The sequence below is a fragment of the Myxococcus sp. CA033 genome (assembly GCF_013336625.1).
GTDB lineage: Bacteria > Myxococcota > Myxococcia > Myxococcales > Myxococcaceae > Myxococcus > Myxococcus llanfairpwllgwyngyllgogerychwyrndrobwllllantysiliogogogochensis.
Window position 1 is genome coordinate 290,577 of the sequence record NZ_JABUMU010000003.1, and the last position, 17,777, is coordinate 308,353.

The 17,777-nt window shown below is 68.4% G+C and carries 18 protein-coding genes; 6 read left to right on the plus strand and 12 right to left on the minus strand.

Annotation, left to right across the window (positions count from 1 at the left end; translation table 11 throughout):
- Window positions 1-38 precede the first annotated feature (38 nt).
- Window positions 39-434 (plus strand): SRPBCC family protein, encoded by a 396-nt coding sequence (locus HUA78_RS11475; protein WP_141647570.1) that lies wholly within the window; start codon window positions 39-41, stop codon window positions 432-434.
- On the opposite strand, the gene HUA78_RS11480 is transcribed toward HUA78_RS11475, so the two are convergent.
- The 8 genes from HUA78_RS11480 to HUA78_RS11515 all read right to left on the minus strand — a co-directional run bounded on the left by HUA78_RS11480 (window position 431) and on the right by HUA78_RS11515 (window position 7,199).
- Window positions 431-1,153, minus strand: coding sequence for a double-CXXCG motif protein (locus HUA78_RS11480; RefSeq protein WP_174459924.1), 723 nt, complete (start codon window positions 1,151-1,153; stop codon window positions 431-433). The genes HUA78_RS11475 and HUA78_RS11480 overlap by 4 nt on opposite strands.
- A 6-nt stretch (window positions 1,154-1,159) precedes the next feature.
- Window positions 1,160-1,831 carry a TIGR02269 family lipoprotein gene (locus HUA78_RS11485; protein ID WP_174476388.1) on the minus strand — a complete coding sequence of 224 codons (672 nt, stop codon included), beginning with the start codon at window positions 1,829-1,831 and terminating at the stop codon, window positions 1,160-1,162.
- Between the two features lie 66 nt (window positions 1,832-1,897).
- Window positions 1,898-2,728 carry an SDR family oxidoreductase gene (locus tag HUA78_RS11490; RefSeq protein WP_174457392.1) on the minus strand — a complete coding sequence of 277 codons (831 nt, stop codon included), beginning with the start codon at window positions 2,726-2,728 and terminating at the stop codon, window positions 1,898-1,900.
- Between the two features lie 113 nt (window positions 2,729-2,841).
- On the minus strand, window positions 2,842-3,147 hold the full coding sequence (locus tag HUA78_RS11495) for a YkvA family protein (protein WP_246137681.1): 306 nt from the start codon (window positions 3,145-3,147) through the stop codon (window positions 2,842-2,844).
- A gap of 89 nt (window positions 3,148-3,236) precedes the next feature.
- Window positions 3,237-4,292, minus strand: coding sequence for an ABC transporter ATP-binding protein (locus HUA78_RS11500; RefSeq protein WP_174476279.1), 1,056 nt, complete (start codon window positions 4,290-4,292; stop codon window positions 3,237-3,239).
- Between the two features lie 35 nt (window positions 4,293-4,327).
- A complete protein-coding gene (locus HUA78_RS11505; RefSeq protein WP_174476280.1) occupies window positions 4,328-4,546 on the minus strand; it encodes a hypothetical protein in 219 nt (72 codons plus the stop codon).
- Window positions 4,547-4,639: 93 nt separating this feature from the next.
- Entirely contained in the window at window positions 4,640-6,205 is a 1,566-nt protein-coding gene (locus HUA78_RS11510; RefSeq protein ID WP_174476281.1) for an iron ABC transporter permease, read from the minus strand.
- Window positions 6,206-6,215: 10 nt separating this feature from the next.
- Entirely contained in the window at window positions 6,216-7,199 is a 984-nt protein-coding gene (locus HUA78_RS11515; RefSeq protein ID WP_141647563.1) for an iron ABC transporter substrate-binding protein, read from the minus strand.
- Between the two features lie 235 nt (window positions 7,200-7,434).
- Between HUA78_RS11515 and HUA78_RS11520 the strand changes: the two genes are divergently transcribed.
- The 3 genes from HUA78_RS11520 to HUA78_RS11530 all read left to right on the plus strand — a co-directional run bounded on the left by HUA78_RS11520 (window position 7,435) and on the right by HUA78_RS11530 (window position 9,673).
- Window positions 7,435-8,106, plus strand: a complete 672-nt coding sequence (locus HUA78_RS11520) for a nuclear transport factor 2 family protein (RefSeq protein WP_141647562.1) — start codon at window positions 7,435-7,437, stop codon at window positions 8,104-8,106.
- A 7-nt stretch (window positions 8,107-8,113) separates the two neighbouring features.
- Window positions 8,114-8,950: a PfkB family carbohydrate kinase gene (locus HUA78_RS11525; RefSeq protein ID WP_174476282.1), complete on the plus strand. Its 837-nt coding sequence runs from the start codon at window positions 8,114-8,116 to the stop codon at window positions 8,948-8,950.
- A gap of 135 nt (window positions 8,951-9,085) precedes the next feature.
- Entirely contained in the window at window positions 9,086-9,673 is a 588-nt protein-coding gene (locus HUA78_RS11530) for a hypothetical protein (RefSeq protein WP_174476283.1), read from the plus strand.
- Window positions 9,674-9,751: 78 nt separating this feature from the next.
- On the opposite strand, the gene gyrA is transcribed toward HUA78_RS11530, so the two are convergent.
- Window positions 9,752-12,535 carry a DNA gyrase subunit A gene (gyrA, locus tag HUA78_RS11535; RefSeq protein WP_174457398.1) on the minus strand — a complete coding sequence of 928 codons (2,784 nt, stop codon included), beginning with the start codon at window positions 12,533-12,535 and terminating at the stop codon, window positions 9,752-9,754.
- Window positions 12,536-12,768: 233 nt separating this feature from the next.
- Window positions 12,769-13,530 carry a M48 family metallopeptidase gene (locus tag HUA78_RS11540; RefSeq protein ID WP_141648111.1) on the minus strand — a complete coding sequence of 254 codons (762 nt, stop codon included), beginning with the start codon at window positions 13,528-13,530 and terminating at the stop codon, window positions 12,769-12,771.
- A gap of 170 nt (window positions 13,531-13,700) precedes the next feature.
- Here HUA78_RS11540 and HUA78_RS11545 point away from each other — a divergent pair, with 170 nt between their 5' ends.
- Both HUA78_RS11545 and HUA78_RS11550 read left to right on the plus strand, forming a co-directional pair.
- A complete protein-coding gene (locus HUA78_RS11545) occupies window positions 13,701-15,059 on the plus strand; it encodes a M24 family peptidase (protein WP_174459935.1) in 1,359 nt (452 codons plus the stop codon).
- Between the two features lie 74 nt (window positions 15,060-15,133).
- Window positions 15,134-15,502, plus strand: coding sequence for a response regulator (locus tag HUA78_RS11550; RefSeq protein ID WP_141648109.1), 369 nt, complete (start codon window positions 15,134-15,136; stop codon window positions 15,500-15,502).
- A 76-nt stretch (window positions 15,503-15,578) separates the two neighbouring features.
- Here HUA78_RS11550 and HUA78_RS11555 read toward each other — a convergent pair whose 3' ends face one another.
- Together HUA78_RS11555 and HUA78_RS11560 are read right to left on the minus strand one after the other, a co-directional pair.
- A complete protein-coding gene (locus HUA78_RS11555) occupies window positions 15,579-16,760 on the minus strand; it encodes a tetratricopeptide repeat protein (RefSeq protein WP_174476284.1) in 1,182 nt (393 codons plus the stop codon).
- Entirely contained in the window at window positions 16,760-17,701 is a 942-nt protein-coding gene (locus HUA78_RS11560; protein WP_174466661.1) for a hypothetical protein, read from the minus strand. The genes HUA78_RS11555 and HUA78_RS11560 overlap by 1 nt, the downstream gene beginning before the upstream one ends.
- Window positions 17,702-17,777 lie beyond the last annotated feature (76 nt).

Below are 17,777 nucleotides of genomic sequence, written 5' to 3' on the forward strand. Positions count from 1 at the left end.
ACCTCCTAGAAGCAGGGCTCACCTCAGGAGCACACGACATGGCTTCCATCCGGAAAGAAATCACGACCCGCGCCACGCCCGAGTTTGTCTGGGATGCAATCCGCGACATCGGTGCGCTCCACACGAGACTGGTTCCCGGGTTCGTGGTCGACACGCGCCTGGAGCCCGGGGCCCGAGTGGTCACCTTCCGCAACGGAATGGTGGTCAAGGAGCCCATCGTGACGGTGGACGACGAGGGACGGCGCCTCGTGTGGGGCGCGGAGGGTGGACCGCTGACCCACTACAACGGAGCGGTCCAGGTCTTCACGGAGGGCACGGGGAGCCGGGTCGTGTGGACCGCGGATTTCCTGCCCCACGAGGCCAGCGCCGTCGTCGGCCCGATGATTGAGGAAGGCATGGCCGCCATGAAGCAGGCGCTCGACAAGGCCCGCTAACGCGTCGGGAGTTCGCGGAAGGTGAGGCCGTCCAGGCCGAGCCGGACCACGGCGGCCCTGAATCGCTCTGTGCCGATAACCATCGTCGCGAAGTTCGCCAATCGGAACAGGTCCAGTTCCGGAGGCAGCGAGGCCGCGTCCAGGATGGGTTCGTCGGGCCGACTGAAGCCGACTCGACCACAGGTCGCGCACGGAGGGGGTTCCTCTGGCGGGATGCAGTCGGCATGCAGAATGCCGTGCGGGTCCACCTGGAGTTCCAACAGGTCCGGTGGGTTCTTCTGTTTGAAGCGCAGAGCCGTCGGGAAGGCCTGAAGCCCTTGCAGTCCTCCGACCTGGAGTTGCTCAACCATCTCTTGGTCAAGCAGCAGCACATCGAGGAGCCACACGAAATCCGGGAGCTTTCCGGACGAAGTACCCACCAACGGGCCGAAGCTCGTGCCCGGAGGTAGCGCGGCATGGGGAGGCACCAGGGGGCGCACCCGTTCGCGAAGGCGCGTGAATTCCGGAAGGGGCTCGGGTCGGGCCTTCTCGAACTCGCGATGCTCTGGCAGTTGTGTCAGGTCCACGCCGGGGAAGTGGTGCCCCAGGCCTCCCCATGTTGCTCCGCACATGGGGCACTTCAACAAGCCCGGCAGATGCCATCGGTGCGATGCATCCACGTACCCCCGGTACTTCGCAGTAACGGCGTAGTCCTCATCCACCCAGAAAAATCGCGGCATCCGCCATCACGCTCCTGGCTTGGAATAGTACGGTCGGATGGGGCCACCGATGAGCTGGAAACGGTAGATGAGTTCCCCAGCGTGCTTGAAAATCTCTTCTGGTGAGGCGCCAGGCTTGCTCCTGATGAAGACCCGCCACGCCTCATTCCACTGCCCTCCGTGTCCTCCCACATTGTGAATTCGTTGATGAAGATCGCGCGGGATGGGCATGGTGTAGTCATGGATCTTGACGCCCTGACGCACGAACCAATCTTGAAGCCTTTGTTCCTGCGGGAAGATGTGGTGCTTCTCCCAACGGCCGGCCGTAAGCTGATGTGACGGAGGAATGATCCGCGCGGGGGCGCCATTCCAATTGGGAAACGTCATGACGGCGCCACGCGGGAGGTTCTGTGCTCCGCCCCAGTTCCTCCGAGGCCCACTGCCCGGCGCGGCAGCAGCCGCTGGCGGACGGGAGGGCGGGAAGCGCGCCTCCACGATTGCTCCCGGCGTATCCTCACACCGGTAGAAGCCGCAGGCGTCATCCAGACATAGCAGGGTGACGCACCGGTCTTCCTCGGGGTCGTCGCACTCCACCTTGGCCTCATCCCATGCCTGCTGCAGGGGAGGCCTTCCGCCAGTGGAACAGCCCAACCAGGACACGACGAGCAGCGACAGCCAGAAAGCGCAAGGGACTCGCATAGGCGACAAAACCTACCACCCTGGTCTGTCGTGGCCCTTACCGGCGCCGCGTCAGGGATTGAGCGCTCAGCGCCGCTTCAAACCATACATGGACATCAGGATGCCCTCGAAGGTCTTCGCGGGCAGCAGTGCCTTCGCCACCAGGGCCGCGCGCTGCGCGAGCTTCCCCACCGAGTACCGCACGTCAGGCGCCTCCACCTCCATCACCTCCAGCACCCGCCGCGCCACGTCCTCGGAAGGCACGCCCTCGCGCTCCTCCTTCTCGATGATGGCCAACACCTTCTCGAAGGACTCCCGATACGCCGAGCCCTCGCCAGACGCCGCCGCGCGCACCCGGTTGTCCGTCAGCCGCGTGCGCACGTCCCCCGGCTGCACCAGCGTGGCGTGGATGCCAAACGCCTCCACCTCCTGGCGCAGGCTCTCCGTCAGCCCCTCCAACGCGAACTTGCTCGCGCTGTAGAAACCCTGGAACGGCAACCCCACCGCCCCACCCAATGAGCTGATGTTGATGATGCGGCCAGAGCGCCGCTCGCGCATGGACGGCAACACCGCCTGGCAGACGCGCAACACGCCCAACACGTTGGTATCGAGCTGCCGCCACGCCTCCTCCACGGAGGTGTCCTCCACCGCTCCCGCCAACGCATGGCCCGCGTTGTTCACCACCACGTCGATGCGGCCCTCACGCGCCAGCACCGTCTCCACCGCGTGGCGCACGGACGCATCCTGCGTCACGTCCATCTCCAGCATCCGGTAGCCCACCGACTCCCGCACCGAGGGCTGACGGCTGGTGCCGTAGACGAGGTGCTTGCGCACCGTCAGCAGCTCGACGCAGGCCTCGCCGATACCCGAGGAGGCTCCCGTGACGAGGACCACCTTGCTGCCCTGGGACGTGTCCATGCACGCCCATGATTCCGCGTCCCCTCCGCGCGCACCACGGGAACTCGCGGACGCGGGGCGTCACATTCCCGGGACACTGCTGGAGTCAGGAATTCCGGGCGGAACTTTCCGGGTCAGACGTGCTTTCGCACGGTGGGAGGCACGCGCTCCTGCCCCTCCGCATCCCTCGGGACGCCGTCCCAGGGCTGCTCGGGTCGGTAGCGCTGAACCTCGCGCACCATGAAGAACGCCGCCGCGGACAACATGCCCAGGTCATCCAACCAGCCCAACACGGGGATGAAGTCCGGCACCGCGTCCACCGGCGACAGGAAGTAGACCACCGCTACCACTCCGGCCAGCTTCCGCCAGAGCGCCACGCGAGGGTCCCTCACGTACTGAAAGAAGCGGGTGCCCATGCCACGAAGACCTGCGATGTTCATACCCACCTCTACGCACGGGGAGGCCGGGTGATTGCACCCCGGGAGCCACCCCCAGCGTACGCCGCCTGCCTGCCCGGAGGACAGCCAACCTAATCCGGACTGTCCGCCAGCACGCCCGCCTTCCCCACGATTTCCAGCCGCGCCCGGTCTCCCGGCCGCAGCGACAGCTCCGGCGCCCCACGCACCACCAGCTCCATGCCACCACAGGCCACGGTGTATTCGGCGCTGGGGCCCTGGAACTCGCGCGACAGCACCTCCGCGCGCAGGGCCCCGCCCACCGCCACCGAATCCGTGTCCGGCACCAGCCGCAGTGACTCCGGACGCAGCGACAGCAGCACCTTGCCCTTCGCCTGCCCCATCACCGGAAGGTTGCCCAACACCGTCCGCGCTCCACCGCCGAAACCCATGCCGGGCAATAGATTCGTGCCGCCCAGGAAGTACGCGACGAAGGCCGTGCGCGGCGCGGAGTAGACGGACTCGGGCGTGCCCACCTGCTCCACCTTGCCCGCGCGCATGACGGCCAACCGGTCCGCGAAGGCCATCGCCTCGCCCTGGTCGTGCGTGACGAGCACCACCGTGGCCCCCAACGACTTGAGCACGCGGCGCACCTCGATGCGCGTGGAGGCACGCAGCCCGCTGTCCAGGCTGGAGAAGGGCTCGTCCAACAACAGCACGCGCGGCCCTGGCGCCAATGCACGCGCGAGCGCCACGCGCTGCTGCTGACCTCCAGAGAGCGAGTGCGGCATGCGCGAGGCGAACTCGCCCAGGCCGAACAGCGTCAGCATGGCGCGCGCCTTGTCCTCCGCCTCGCGCCGCGACAGCTTCGACAGGCCGAACGTCACGTTCTCCAGCACGGACAGGTGTGGGAACAGGGCGTAGTCCTGGAACACCATGCCCACGCTGCGCTGCTCTGGAGGCACGAAGGCGCCGGGGCCCACGAGCACGCGGCCGTCCAGCGTCAGGGTGCCCGCACCGGGACGCTCGAAGCCCGCCACCAGTCGCAGCGTCGTCGTCTTGCCGCAGCCAGAGGGGCCGAGCAGGGCCACCACCTCGCCGGGCTCCACCGACAATGACAGGCCATCCACGGCGGCGGTGCCGCTGGGCGTGTAGCGAAGGGACAGGGCGTCGAGCGTGAGCAGGGACATGGCGAAGGCGCCGCGCACCCTACCGCGTTCCGCCGCTACTTCCAGGGCGGCCGAGCTGCCATCCGCTTCTCGACGTCCACCTTCACGTCCTCGTCGACGAGGGAGACGATGCCGTCCGCCAGCACCTCCGGCAGGGCGGCCTCCTTGTGCGCCGCCCACCGCGAGTCGAAGACCTTCGGGCCCGAGAGCCTGCTCCGCGCCGGCTTGCGCACGGCCGTCTTCGGCTTGCAGTTGCCGAGGGGGGCGCTGTTCACGATGTTGCCAGAGGAGAGGGCCCCAGCACCTCCAGCGAACCATCGTCTACGCGTCTCACGCCTCGAGAATCGCGACGCATGAGGGCACACGCGTCAGCCCCGAGGTGCGTCGCCCTCCTGCGACACGAGCAGCCCCACACCCAACGCGGAGATGGCCATCAGCACCAGCGCGGGCAGCGCGGCCTCCGCGAAGCGCCCCTCAGCCGTGGCACCCCACACGCGCGTCGCGAGCGTCTCGAAACCGATGGGCGCCAACAGCAGCGTGGCCGGCAGCTCCTTCATCGCCGTGAGGAAGACGAGCGCCGCGCCCGCCAGCAACCCGGGACGCAAGAGCGGCGCGGTGACGCGACGGAACACTGCCGGAGGAGACTGCCCCAGCGACGCGGCGGCCTCCGCCAGGTGGGGATTGAGCTGGAGCAGCGCCGAGCGCACCATGCCCACCGCCTGCGGCAGGAAGCGCACCACGTACGCCAGCACCAGCATCGCCAGCGTGCCGTAGAGGAACGGCAGCGCGCGCACCCCCAGGAAGACGAGCGACAGCGCCAGCACGATGGGCGGCAGCGCATAACCCACGTAGGAGACTCGCTCCATCGCCAGGGTGAGCCGTCCCGGATATCGCACCGCGAGGAAGGCCAGCGGCAACGCGCCCAGCACCGACGCCACCGCGCCCAGCACCGACGCGAGCACCGAGCCGAGCGCCGGCGCCATCATCGACGCGCTCTCCCCCACCAGCCCCCGCACGCCCCAGTACACGAGCACTCCCACCGGCAGCACCACGCCCACCGCCACCACCGCGCCACACAGCAGCAGCGCGGGCAGCCGCCAGCGTCCCAGCGACACCGGCGCGGACACCCGCGCGGCCCCCTTCGCGCTGCGGTGGTAGCCCGCGCGTCCTCGCAGGCGAACCTCCAGCACCAGCACGGCCGCCGTCACCACCACCAACGCCAGTCCCAGCAGCGCGGCATAGGTCCGGTCGTACGCGCCCTCGTACTGGACGTAGATGGCGCGCGAGAAGGCGTCGTACTGGAGCAGCGCCACCGCGCCAAAGTCCGACAACACATACAGCCCGACGAGCAGCGCGCCGGACACGAAGGCCGGACGCAACAGCGGCGCCGTCACCTTCCAGAAGGCTCGCGCCGGGCTCATGCCCAGACTGCGCGCGCCCTCCAGCCAGGCGGGGTCCTGCGAGAGCAAGCCCGCGCGCAACGCGAGGAAGAGATACGGATACGTGGACACCGTCAGCGCCAGGAGCGCGCCGGGAAAGCCATACACCGAGGGCACCGGCAGCCCCCAGCGCGACAGCGGTTCCTCCAACACACCCCCGTTGCCGAACGTCGCCAGCAGCACGTAGCCGCTGACGAAGGTGGGCACCGCGAGCGGCACGCACAACAACACCGTCCAGCCGCGTCGTCCCGGGAGGTCCGTTCGCGTGGTGAGCCACGCCAGCGGCAGGGCCACGAGGGCAGCACAAGCGGTCACCGCCACCGCGAGCCCCAGCGTGCGCCACAACAGGCCCCACGTCTTGTCACGCCAGAGCAGGGCCCACGTGTCCGCATCGGCTTCCGCCGCGCGAACACCCAGATACACCGCTGGCAGCACCGCGAGCGCGGCGACCACCAGCCCCGATACCAGCAACCACCCCGGAGGACGACGCGTCACTTCGCTGGCCTCAGAGGACGCCGGTGTCCTGGAGCAGCTTCACCGTGCCGCGCAGGTCGTCGAGCCTGGACAGGTCCAGGTCCGGCGAGCCCACCTTCGCGAGCGACGGCAGCGCCTCCGCCGTCTTCACGCCCTTCACCAGCGGGTACTCATACGTCTCCTGCGAGAAGTACGTCTGCGCCTCCGGCTCCAGCAGGAACGCGGCGAACTTGTGCGCGTTGTCCACCTGCTTCGTCCCCTGGAGGATGCCCACGCCCGCCACGTTCACCAACGCGCCCGGGTCTCCCGCCGCGACGAAGTAGTTGGCCACCGGCAGCTCCGCGTTGCTCTTCTTCGCGGCGTACAGGTAGTAGTGATTGACGAAGCCCGCGTCGATTTCACCGCGGCCCAGCGCCTCGACGACGGCCGCGTTGTTCTTGTAGACGCGCGGCTCGTTGGCCTGGATGCCCTTGAGCCATGCGGTCGCCGCCTCGTCGCCCTTGAGCAGCCGCAGCGCGGTGACGAACGCCTGGAAGGAGGCGTTGGTGGGCGCCCAGCCCAGCCGGCCCTTCCACTTCGCATCCGTGAAGCCGAGGATGCTCTTGGGCAGGTCCGCCGGCTTCACCTTCTTCGTGTTGTAGGCCACCACGCGCGCTCGTCCACTGGTGCCCACCCACAGCCCCGTCGGCGAGCGGAAGCGCGCGTCCACCTTGTCCAGTGTCGCCTTGGGCAGCGCCTGGAGCCGGCCCGCGTTGCCCAGCGCGCCGAGCGCTCCCGCGTCCTGCGCGAAGAACACGTCCGCCGGAGTCTTGTCACCTTCCTCCAGCAGCGTGGCGGCGAGCTGCGGCGTCTCGCCGTAGCGCACCTTCACCTCGATGCCCGTCTTCTCGGTGAACTTCTTGAGCAGCGGCCCCACCAGCTTCTCGTTGCGGCCGGAGTAGACGGTGAGCGTCTCGGCCGCCAGCGCGGTGGAGGACACGGACAACAGCAGGGTCAAAAGGAGTTTGCGCATCATGGCGCGGCACCCTAACGGACACGCCCGCACGGTTCCACCCGTTGCGTGCTCCCGAGGGCGCCTCGCGAGGCCCTGGAGGCGGCCCTCGGGAAGCGGGCCCCGGCCCTCCGTGTTGCCTGCACGGACTGTCGAAGCGCGAACATCGACTCCGGACCGCGCGCGGCATCAGACAGTTCCACGAACATCGGGATAATCTGCCGCGCGGTGCTTCCTTGACGTCTTGGAGGTTCATCCCATGCATCGTCTGTACACCGCAGTGTGCGCCGCGACCCTGTTGCTCGCGGCTCCGTCGTTTGCCCAGCCTTCCGCCGCGCCCGCCCCCGCGACGGGAAGTCCCGCCGCGAAGCCACAGGCGCCCGCGAGTCCTCCCTCCGCTCCCAAGTCCGCGATGCCCAACCCGATGAAGCTGTCGGCGGAGAAGACCCAGGTCGCGCTCCAGAAGATGCCCCAGGCGCGCCCCGAGGACGTGAAGACGCAGGACGGGCTGCTGGCCGCGCTCTACGACGTCATCAGCGGACCCGCGGGCAAGCCGCGTGACTGGCAGCGCTTCCGCTCCCTCTTCTATCCCGGCGCGCAGCTGGTCTCCGTCCAGCGCGCCAGGCCCGGTGGCCTTCCGGGTGTCGCGCCCATCACCCCCGACGACTACGCGGCCTTCAGTGAGGAGCTCTTCAAGACGCGAGGCTTCTTCGAGAAGGAGACGCATCGGCAGGTCGCCGGCTATGGAGACCTGGTCAACGTGCTGAGCGCGTACGAGTCCCGCGAGTCGCCCGAGAGCCAGCCGTTCTCCCGTGGCATCAACAACGTACAGCTCATCTTCGACGGCCAGCGCTGGTGGGTGCTGCACATCTCGTGGACGGATGAGAAGTCCGCGGGCGCGCCCGTGCCGGCGAGCTTCACGCGGAAGTAGGCCCGCCATGCCTCCCAGGTCCTCGTGCGATGCGCTGGTGGTGGGCAACTACTGCCATGACGTGTTGTCGCGAGGCCCGGGGGACACGGTGCACACGCTCGGGGGTTCGGCGGCGTACATCTCCTCGGTGTTGGAGGCCATGGGTGTGGACCACGCGGTGGTGGCCGTCGCGGGCGAGGACTTCGCCTATGCTGACCGCGTGCGGTATCCGCCGCTCATCGTCCCGGGCACGCTCACCACGCGGTTCATCGCGGACCTGAGCCAGGAGGAGCGGGTGCTGCGAGTGGGTGCGCGCGCCGCCCCCATCCGCCCCAAGGACATCATCTTCGACGCACGGGTGGCGCTCGCTTGTGGAGTCATGGGGGAGGTGCTGCCCGAGACGCTCATCCGGATGTCCCAGCACGCGACCCAGGTGCTGGCGGATGCGCAGGGGCTGCTGCGGACCCTGGATGCACACGGCCGCGTGCTCAATCAGAGACTCGAGGACACGCCGTTCGCGGCGCTCTTGGGGCACCTGCACGTGCTCAAGGCGAGCGAGGAGGAGGCGCGTGTGCTGGACATCGACGCCGTGCGCGCGAAGACGTGTCTGGTGGTCACGCGAGGCGCGAAGGGATGCACGGTGCTGACCGCGCGAGACACGCTCCAGGTGCCGTCCTGGCCCGTGGAGGAGGTGGACCCGACGGGCGCGGGAGACTGCTTCCTCGCGGGCTTCACCCTGGGGCTGCTGCGCGGGGAGTCGCTCGCGCGCTGCGCGGAGCTGGCCAACTGGTTCGGCGCGCAGGCGGTGACCCAGGTCGGCGTGCCCAGGTTGGATGTGACGCGATTGCCCGCGGCGCTTCGCTGACTCCCTGGAACATTCTGCTCGCGTCGTTCGTGGCTGCGCTCCACCTGCTCGAGTTCAAATCCTGCTCATGATGTCTGGGATTCGCACGGCGACACGGTGGATAGTGCGCCGCCAACAAACCTCCAGGAGTCAGACATGCACTACGGTCCACGAAGTGCCGTTGCCATCTCGATGCTGGTTGTCGCCGTGCTCGCGGCCTGCGGTGAGGATGGACGCGAACAGCCTCCCTCTCCCCAGGGAGAGCTGATCCACTCGGAGCAACCATTGCTGACGCTCGTCGAATGCCTTGTCGGCTCGTCGGCCATCAACTATTCGCCGCCCCTCAAGAACGTGGAGCAGGACGTCACAGTCGTCACCACGACTGTCTATTCCAACTGCGTCTCCTTGCTGGGAGGAACGGTGACCTCTGGCACCAACACCATCCGCAGCTTCAGGCCCGGCTTCTCCTGCATGGACCTGTTGAGCATCGGCTCCTCGACCTCCGTCATCACCTGGAACACGGGAGAGACCTCGACGCTGATTCAGACGCGCGTGTCGTCGCAAATCAATGGCAACCTCGCCGTCCTGACGAACGTGGGAACGGTGGAGTCGGGCAAGTTCGAGGGTGCCACCGTCACGAGGACCACGACCTACCTCTCCACGGACCTGGCCGCCTGCGACAGTCCTGAGGGACTGTCTCGACTGAGTGGCCTGGCGACCCTCTCCCTCACCGGCCTGCTCTAGCCACGGCATCCCGCATGAAAAAGCCCCTCCCTCCCAGCGCGGGAGAGAGGGGCTGAAACGTCTCGGCTCAAGCCAACGTCAGGCCTGCGGCTCCTCGGAGCCACCGCCCTCGTCGGCCACGGGCGCCTCGGTGGGCTCCTCCGGCTCGGACGCGGCGGGCTCGGACGCGGACGGCTCGGCGGCCACGTCCGTGGCGCCAGCGACCTCGGCCGGAGGCGTCGTCTCCTCCTCGGACTCCTCGCCCTCGGGCAGCTTGGAGAGGGCCATCACCTTCTCCTGGTCGTTCTCCAGCGCAATCAGCCGCACGCCCTGCGTGTTGCGGCCGATGACCGAGATTTCCCGCACCTTCATGCGGATGAGCATGCCGCCGTTGGTGACGAGCATCACCTCGTCGGACTCCTTTACCTGGAGGAGGCCCACCACCTTGCCGTTCCGCTCGGTGGCCTTGATGTCGATGATGCCCTTGCCGCCACGGCCCTGCTGCCGGTACTCGGACTCCTCCGTCCGCTTGCCGTAGCCATTCTCCGTCACGGTAAGGATGGCGGAGTCGTTCTCCACCACGTCGGCGCCCACCACCTCGTCGGTCTCATCGAGCGTGATTCCCTTCACGCCGAAGGCCTGGCGGCCCATGGAGCGGACCTCCGTCTCCGGGAAGCGGATGCTCATGCCCGACGCCGTCGACAACAGGATGTCCTTGGTGCCGTCGGTAATCATCACCGCCACCAGCTCGTCCCCCTCGTCGATGCCCAGCGCGATGATGCCGCTGGAGCGGACGTTGTCGAACGCGCTCAGGTCCGTGCGCTTCACCACGCCCTTCTTCGTCACGAAGAAGACGTAGCGGTTCTCCGGGAAGTCGCGCGTCACCAACACCTGCGCCAGCCGCTCGCCCTCGCCGAACTGCACCAGGTTCACCATCGCCTTGCCGCGAGACGTGCGGCTGGCCTGCGGAATCTGGTGCACCTTGAGCGAGTACAGCTTGCCCTTGGTCGTAATCGGCATCAGGTACGCGTGGGTGCTGGCCACGAACAGCTTGCTGACGAAGTCGTCTTCCTTCGTCGCAGCGCCCGTCTTGCCTCGCCCACCGCGCTTCTGCGCCCGGTACTCCGACAGCGGCGAGCGCTTCACGTAGCCCGTATGCGACAGCGTGACGACCATCGTCTCCTCGGCGATGAGGTCCTCGCTGGTCATGTCGTCCACCGCGCCGATGATTTCGGTGCGGCGCTTGTCGCCGTAGCGCTCGCGAATCTCCATCAACTCCGTCTTGATGACGGTGAGCAGGGAGAGCTCGTTGGCGAGGATGTCCTGCAGGCGCGCCACGTCGCGCACCAGGGCAATCAGCTCGCGGAACAGCTCCTCGCGCTGCAGGCCGGTGAGGCGCTGCAGGCGCATCTCGAGGATGTTCTGCGCCTGCTCCTGGCTGAAGCCCGCGCCCTCGTACTTGTGCGCCAGGCCCTGGTAGGCGGGCTCCTCGTTGCGCGCGCGCGAGACGAGCATCTCCATCTGCGCCTTCGCCTTCGCGTAGTCGATGCGCTGGAGGTTCGCGAAGCGCTCGTGCTCGTAGAGGGTGGGCGACAGGATGTTCATCAGGCCCCAGCGCGCTTCATCCGGGTCCCTGGACGCGCGGATGAGGCTCACGACGAGGTCGATGAGGTCCTGGGCCACCAGCAGGCCCTCGACGATGTGCATGCGCGCCATCGCCTTGCGCAGCTCGTAGCGGCTGCGGCGCGTCACCACGTCGCGGCGGTGCGCCACGAAGCGGTCCAGCATCTCCTTCAGGTTCAGCGTGCGCGGCTGGCCGCCGTCGATGGCCAGCATCACCGCGCCGAACGTCGTCTCCAGCGCCGTGGAGGCATACAGGTTGTTGAGCACCACCTGCGAAATCGCGTCGCGCTTCAGCTCGATGACGATGCGCATGCCCTGACGGTCGCTCTCGTCACGGATGTCGCTGATGCCCTCCAGCTTCTTCTCGCGCACCAGCTCGGCGATCTTCTCGATGAGCCGCGCCTTGTTCACCTGGTACGGAATCTCCGTGAAGATGATGGCCTCGCGGTCACCCTTCTTCGACGTCTCGATTTCCGACCGGGCGCGCACGGTAATCTGCCCGCGGCCCGTCTCGTAGGCGCGGTGGATGCCCTCGCGGCCGGTGATGAACGCGCCGGTGGGGAAGTCCGGGCCGGTGATGAACTCCATCAGGTCCCGGACGGTGCACGTCGGGTGGTCGATGAGGTGCAGCGTCCCGCTGATGACCTCCGTCATGTTGTGCGGCGGGATGTTGGTGGTCATGCCCACCGCGATGCCGCTGCTGCCATTGACGAGCAGGTTGGGGAAGCGCGCCGGCAATACGAGCGGCTCCTGGAGGGAGTCGTCGTAGTTGGCGCCGAACTCGACGGTCTCCTTGTCGATGTCCGCCAGCAGCTCCTCGGCCAAGCGGTCCATGCGCGCTTCGGTGTAGCGCATGGCGGCCGGCATATCGCCGTCCACCGAGCCGAAGTTGCCCTGGCCGTCCACCAGCAGGTAGCGAAGGCTCCACGGCTGCGCCAGGCGCACCATGGCGTCGTAGACGGATGAGTCGCCGTGCGGGTGATACTTACCGATGACGTCACCGACCACGCGCGCGCTCTTCTTGTACGGGCGGTTGTGGTAGTTCGACAGGTCGTTCATCGCGAACAACACCCGGCGATGCACGGGCTTGAGGCCGTCGCGGACGTCGGGCAGCGCGCGACCGATGATGACGGACATCGAGTAGTCGAGATACGAGCGGCGCATCTCGTCTTCGATGTTGACGGGAATGAGCTCTCCGGCGCCGTCGGGAGGCGGAGGCGGGGAGGGCGGTGCCGGCTTGTCGGTAGTGTCGTCGGCCATGGGCTCTGGGAGTGGTCGCGGAGGGACCCCGCGAGGGGCCGCCATCCAGTGTGGGAGCGTTCGTAACCCCTGGATTTCCCTACGTCAACAGGGGAAACGAAGGGGTGAGCGCCCGGAGGTCGAAGTGGTTCGATAACAGGTCGAAGGGGCGCGAAAAAGCGCCCCCTACTGAACGCTCGAACCCCCTCGTTTCAGCCCGCTTTTTCGCGAGAAATTCAGGCCCTTCGGAGGCCTCAGGAGGGGCGCTGGGTCCCCGCGGGGCGCAGGGGGGCTGCCAGGCGCTCGGCCTCGGTTCCCAGTGGGCCCTCCGGGTCCTTCGCCCGGGCCTTCTCGAAGGCGGCGAGAGCCCCCTCGCGGTCTCCCTTCAGCTTGAGGGCCACGCCCACGTTGAGGTGCGCGGCGGCGGAATCCCGGTCCATGGACACCGCCTCGCGGAACAGTGTCAGCGCCTGGTCCACGTCACCCGACAGCAGCGCCTCCTTGCCCGCCTGGACGCGCTTCTCCGCGTCATTCACGAGTTCCACCTGGAAGACACTGTGGCCCACCACGTTGGCGATGAGCACGCGCAGGATGCCGCCCCAGTAGAAGGTGAGGCCCTCCGCGGCGACGACGGCCGCCAGCGGAAGGTCGGGGAGCAGCTGCTTGCCCCGGAACTTGAAGCGCACGCGGGTGTAGCGGCCCTTGTTGGCCCAGTGGACGACCTCGCCCTGGAGCTTGCGCAGCCCTTCTTCCATGCGCTTGGGGTCGATTTCGAAGGGCAGCACGCGGCCGTTGCCCTCCTCGCCCGAGGGCAGCGCCTTGGGCGCGTTGATTCCGGGCTCGTCGGTGAAGACGGGCTCGGCTTCGAGGACGATGGGAGGAGCCTCGACGGGCGCCGGGGTGCGAGCGGCGGCGGGCTTCGCCTTCGCCCTGCCCTTCCTGGGAGCAGCGGCACGGGCGGCGGGCTTCTTCACCTTCACCTTCGTGGCGGACTTGCGGGAGGAGCTCTTGGCCATGGTCATCACCTTAAACGAGCCACGGCGCAGACGCTTGCGCGCACCGGTTTGTCTGGACTGACAGAGAGCTTCTTCACGAGGGCTCGATAGGACTTCACATGGGGGCGGTCCTCGGCGCGGACGAGGTCGGGGATGATGGCCGCGCCTTCCCCCGAAAGGATTTCCGACGCATGAAGCGCGCCCGGCACGCCCTCCTCTCCGCCCTGCTCCTCTCCGCTCCCCTGGCGGGCGCGGCCGGGGACTCCGTCGTCACTGGCGACCCCTGGCCGCGCATCCGCAAGGAGCGCATCCAGAAGCTGCTGCCCCAGGCCATGGCCCGCGCCAACGTGGATGCCTGGGTGGTGTTCTGCCGGGAGAACGACAATGACCCGCTGGCCATCCACGTCGGCGGGGAGAACGCGGGGGGCACCGCGGCCTTCCTGTTCCTTCGACAGGGCGACGCGGTGCGCGCGGTGGCGCTGTCACCGGCGGGCGAGGCCACGGCGCTGCGCGAAGTGGGGCCGCTGGACGAAGTCGTTCCGCTGGAGCGCGGCGTGGACCTCTACGCGCAGGTGGCCGCGAGGCTCGCCGCCGCGAAGCCCGCGCGCATCGCCATCAACGCCTCCACGGCGGTGACGGTGGCGGACGGGCTGTCCTCCTCGCAGCGCACCGCGCTGGAGAAGGCGCTCTCCCCCGCTCAGCGCAAGAAGCTGGTGTCCGCCGAGGACGTCGTCTCCGAGTGGCTCTCCGTGAAGCTGCCCGAGGAGGTGGACATCCTGCGCAAGGCCGCCGCGCTCACCTCACAGCTCGAGGTGGAGGCGTACCAGAGCGTGGTGCCGGGCAAGACGCGCGACGTGGACGTGGCGCGCTTCCTCAAGAAGCGCATGGCGGAGCTGGGCGTGGGGGACGCGTGGGCGCCGGACCAGAACCCCAACGTCAACAGCGGGCCCACGCGAGGCCACTCACACGCCACCGAGCGCGTCATCCAGCCGGGTGACTTCATCCAGACGGACTTCGGCATCCGCGTGGGCGGCATGTGGGTGACGGACATCCAGCGCTTCGCCTACGTGCTGGCCCCGGGTGAGACACAGCCGCCGAAGGACGCGCTGGAGAAGTGGGAGAAGGGCAAGAAGGGCAGCCGCATCGCCCTGGCGGCCCTCAAGCCCGGCGCCACCGGGTGGGACGTGGACAAGGCCCAGCGTGACTGGATGCGCGAGGCGGGCTCCGAGCCCGTCATGTGGGGCACCGGTCATCCCGTGGGCTACTGGGCACACGACGTGGGCCCCGCCCTCTCCGGCGGCGCGAAGCCCAGGCCCGCGAAGGGACAGTCCCTGCGCATCGTCCGCCCCGGACAGGTGTTCGCCTTCGACGGCTTCTTCGCCTGGCAGGACGGCGCTCCGGACGCGCAGCGCATCGTCTCCGTGGAGGAGATGGCCGTCGTCACCGAGACGGGCGCCGAGTACCTGATTCCTCCCCAGGAAGACCTCGTGCTCATTCCCTCCGCGCCCGCACCGGGGCAATCGGGACCTGCGGCTCCCAGGCCGCGCTGACGAGTTGCGTCGCGCGCCCTACCCTCCAGGCTGGCCCGGCTCATAGGATGAGCCGGGCTTGCCGGGAGAGCGCGATGCAGACCGTGCTGGTAATCGACGATGATTTGTTCGTGCTCTCGCTGGTATCGGACATCGTCCAGAGCGCGGGCTACCACGTGGTGACGGTGCAGTCTCCGGAGGCGGCCTTCCAGCAAGACCTGGAGAACATCTCCGCCATCCTCTGCGACTACAACATGCCGGAGATGAATGGCGCGGACGTGCTCATCGCCATGCGAGAGCTGAAGGAGTGCCACGCGCCCTTCATCTTCCTCACCGGACACGAGCAGCTCGATGACCTCATCCCCGTCGCCATCCGCTACGGCGCGGAGCTGCTGCCCAAACCCATCCATCCGGTGGAGCTGATTCGGCTGCTCATGAAACAGCTCGCCAACGTCGCGGCCTGAAACATCGCGACACGGTGAGACAGTCGGAAGCGCCCGAGGCTCGACATCGCCTCGGGCACTGTTTCACGCACTCACGTCAGGCCAACGCCTGGATGAGTCGCTCGGCCTGCTCGCGCCACTCAGGAGCGAGGCGGGGCAGCGCCAGCAGCTCGCGCGCGAGCGACTTCGCCTGGTCCTTCTGCCCCAGGCGCGCGTGCACCACCGCCAGATTGAGCCGGGGCTCCGGACGCTCCGGCGCGCGGCGATGCGCCTCTTCCAGCACCTCCAGCGCCTGCTGTCCGGCACCCGGGAGTTCATCCTCCGGGATGCGCATCAGCAGATTGCCCAGGTTGTTGGCGGGGGCCCAGTCGTCCGGGGACAGCTTCACGGCCTCGCGCCACGCGGACAGCGCGGCGGGGATGTCCACCGGCTCCGTGGCCTCCAGCGCCATGCCCTCCACCATGCGGCTCTGCGCGGTGGCCTGGCCTCGCGACGCCAGCTTCCGGCACAGCTCCAGCGCTTCCGGCAGCCGGCCCTGCGCCAGCCGCAGCCGCGCCAGGTTCCCCTGCGCCGCCGGGCTGTCCGGCTCCACGCGCGCCAGCGTCTCCGCCGCCTTCACCGCGCCGGGCAGGTTGCCTCGCGCCAGCAGCACGTTGCACAGCCCGTTGAGCAGATACGGGTCGTCCGGGAGGACCTTCAGGCCCGTGGTGAGCAGCTCCTCGGCGGCTTCCAACTCGCCACCTGCCTGGAGCGCCACCGCGAGCACCAGGTAGCTGGGCCCGTGCCTCGGGTTGAGGCGCAAGGACTCCTGGAGGTGGTGGAAGCCGTCCTTCAGCTTCTCCTGCGCGAAGAGCACGCGCCCCAGGTGGAAGTGGTGGATGCCCGCGTCCGGAGCCAGCTTCACCGCGCGCTCCAGCGCCGACTGCGCCGCCGCGTTGTCGCCCGCTTCCGCCAGCAGGTAGCCCTGGCCGAACCACGCCTCGGCACGCTGGGGCTGCGCCTTCGCGACCTTCCGATAGAGCGCCAGCGCGCCGGCCGCATCGCCGCGTCGGGTGAGGAGCGCGGCGCGGACGAGCTGCACGCCCGGCTCTTCCGCGCTCAGGCCCAGAAGCCACGACTCCGCCTGGGCCTCGTTGCCATCAAATGCCGCGAGCCGGGCGAGCGCGACCCGGGCCGCCAGGTCCGAAGCATCGCGCTTGAGCGCGGCCTCGGCCTCACGGCGTGCCTGGTCCAGCTCCCCGGCTGCGAGAAGTGCGTCGTACCTGGCGGTCTCCGCCATCAGCCAAACAGCCCCTTGAAGAAGTTGCCGACGGACTTCACCACATTCTTGACCACTTCGACCGGCTTCTCGACGACGCTCTTCACCGCGTCGGCGATCTTGCCGAAGTTGATGTCGACGTCGAAGCCCAGCTTGAAGCCGATGCCCAGCGCCGCGCCGAAGTCCACGCGCGCCTTGAAGCGGCCGTTGTCCCAGCTCGCCTCGGCACGGGCCGACACACCGACACCCGCCCACGCCTCCGCACGACCGGTGACGCCGCCGTAGTCGCCCAGCTTCACGTTGGCCGTCACACCGGCGCGGGCGCCGATGAAGGCGTCACCGCCGACACGAGCCGCGTACTTGCCGTTGATGGGGTCCAGCGTCACTTCACCGTGGAGACCCGCCTTGGCGCCCACCCAGGCCTTGCCCTGGAGCTCCGCCTGAATCGGGCCGACGCCCGCGCGCAGGGTGCCTTCGGCGTCCACCAGCGTGGCCTTCGCGTCCAGGTCACCCCGGGCGAACAGCTTGCCACCCTCGATGCCGACCTCGCCGGAGCCCTTCAGCTCCGCCTCGAGGACGCTCATCTTGCCGTAGCCCTGGGCCACGCTGTTCGCGTCGCCGAAGCCGCCCTCGAACTTCTTGACCGCCGCGCCCTTGGTGAACTGGCCGTCGATGCCGACCTTCGGAATCTGACCCAGCAGGCCCGCCAGGGGCCCCGTCACGCGCCCGGAGGACTCGTGCTGGGACTCCGTGCTGTAGCTGGTGTTCCAGTTCTGCGTGGTGCTCTTCTCACGCTCGAAGTGGCTCTGGAGGCGGCCGTCCTGGAAGGTCGTCTGGACGCCGGTGTTCGTGTCCTTGACCACCTTCTCCGTGGTCGTGCTCTTCACCACCGGCGTGTTCTGGGCGGTCTGCGTGGACCGAGACTGGGGCTGCTGACCGCGGCGGATGGAGCGATCACTCATGAAAGACCTCGGAACGGGGACGACCGAAAGAGAATGTGAGGGATTCTCGTGGGCTGTGTGGATCAGTTGCGTCCTG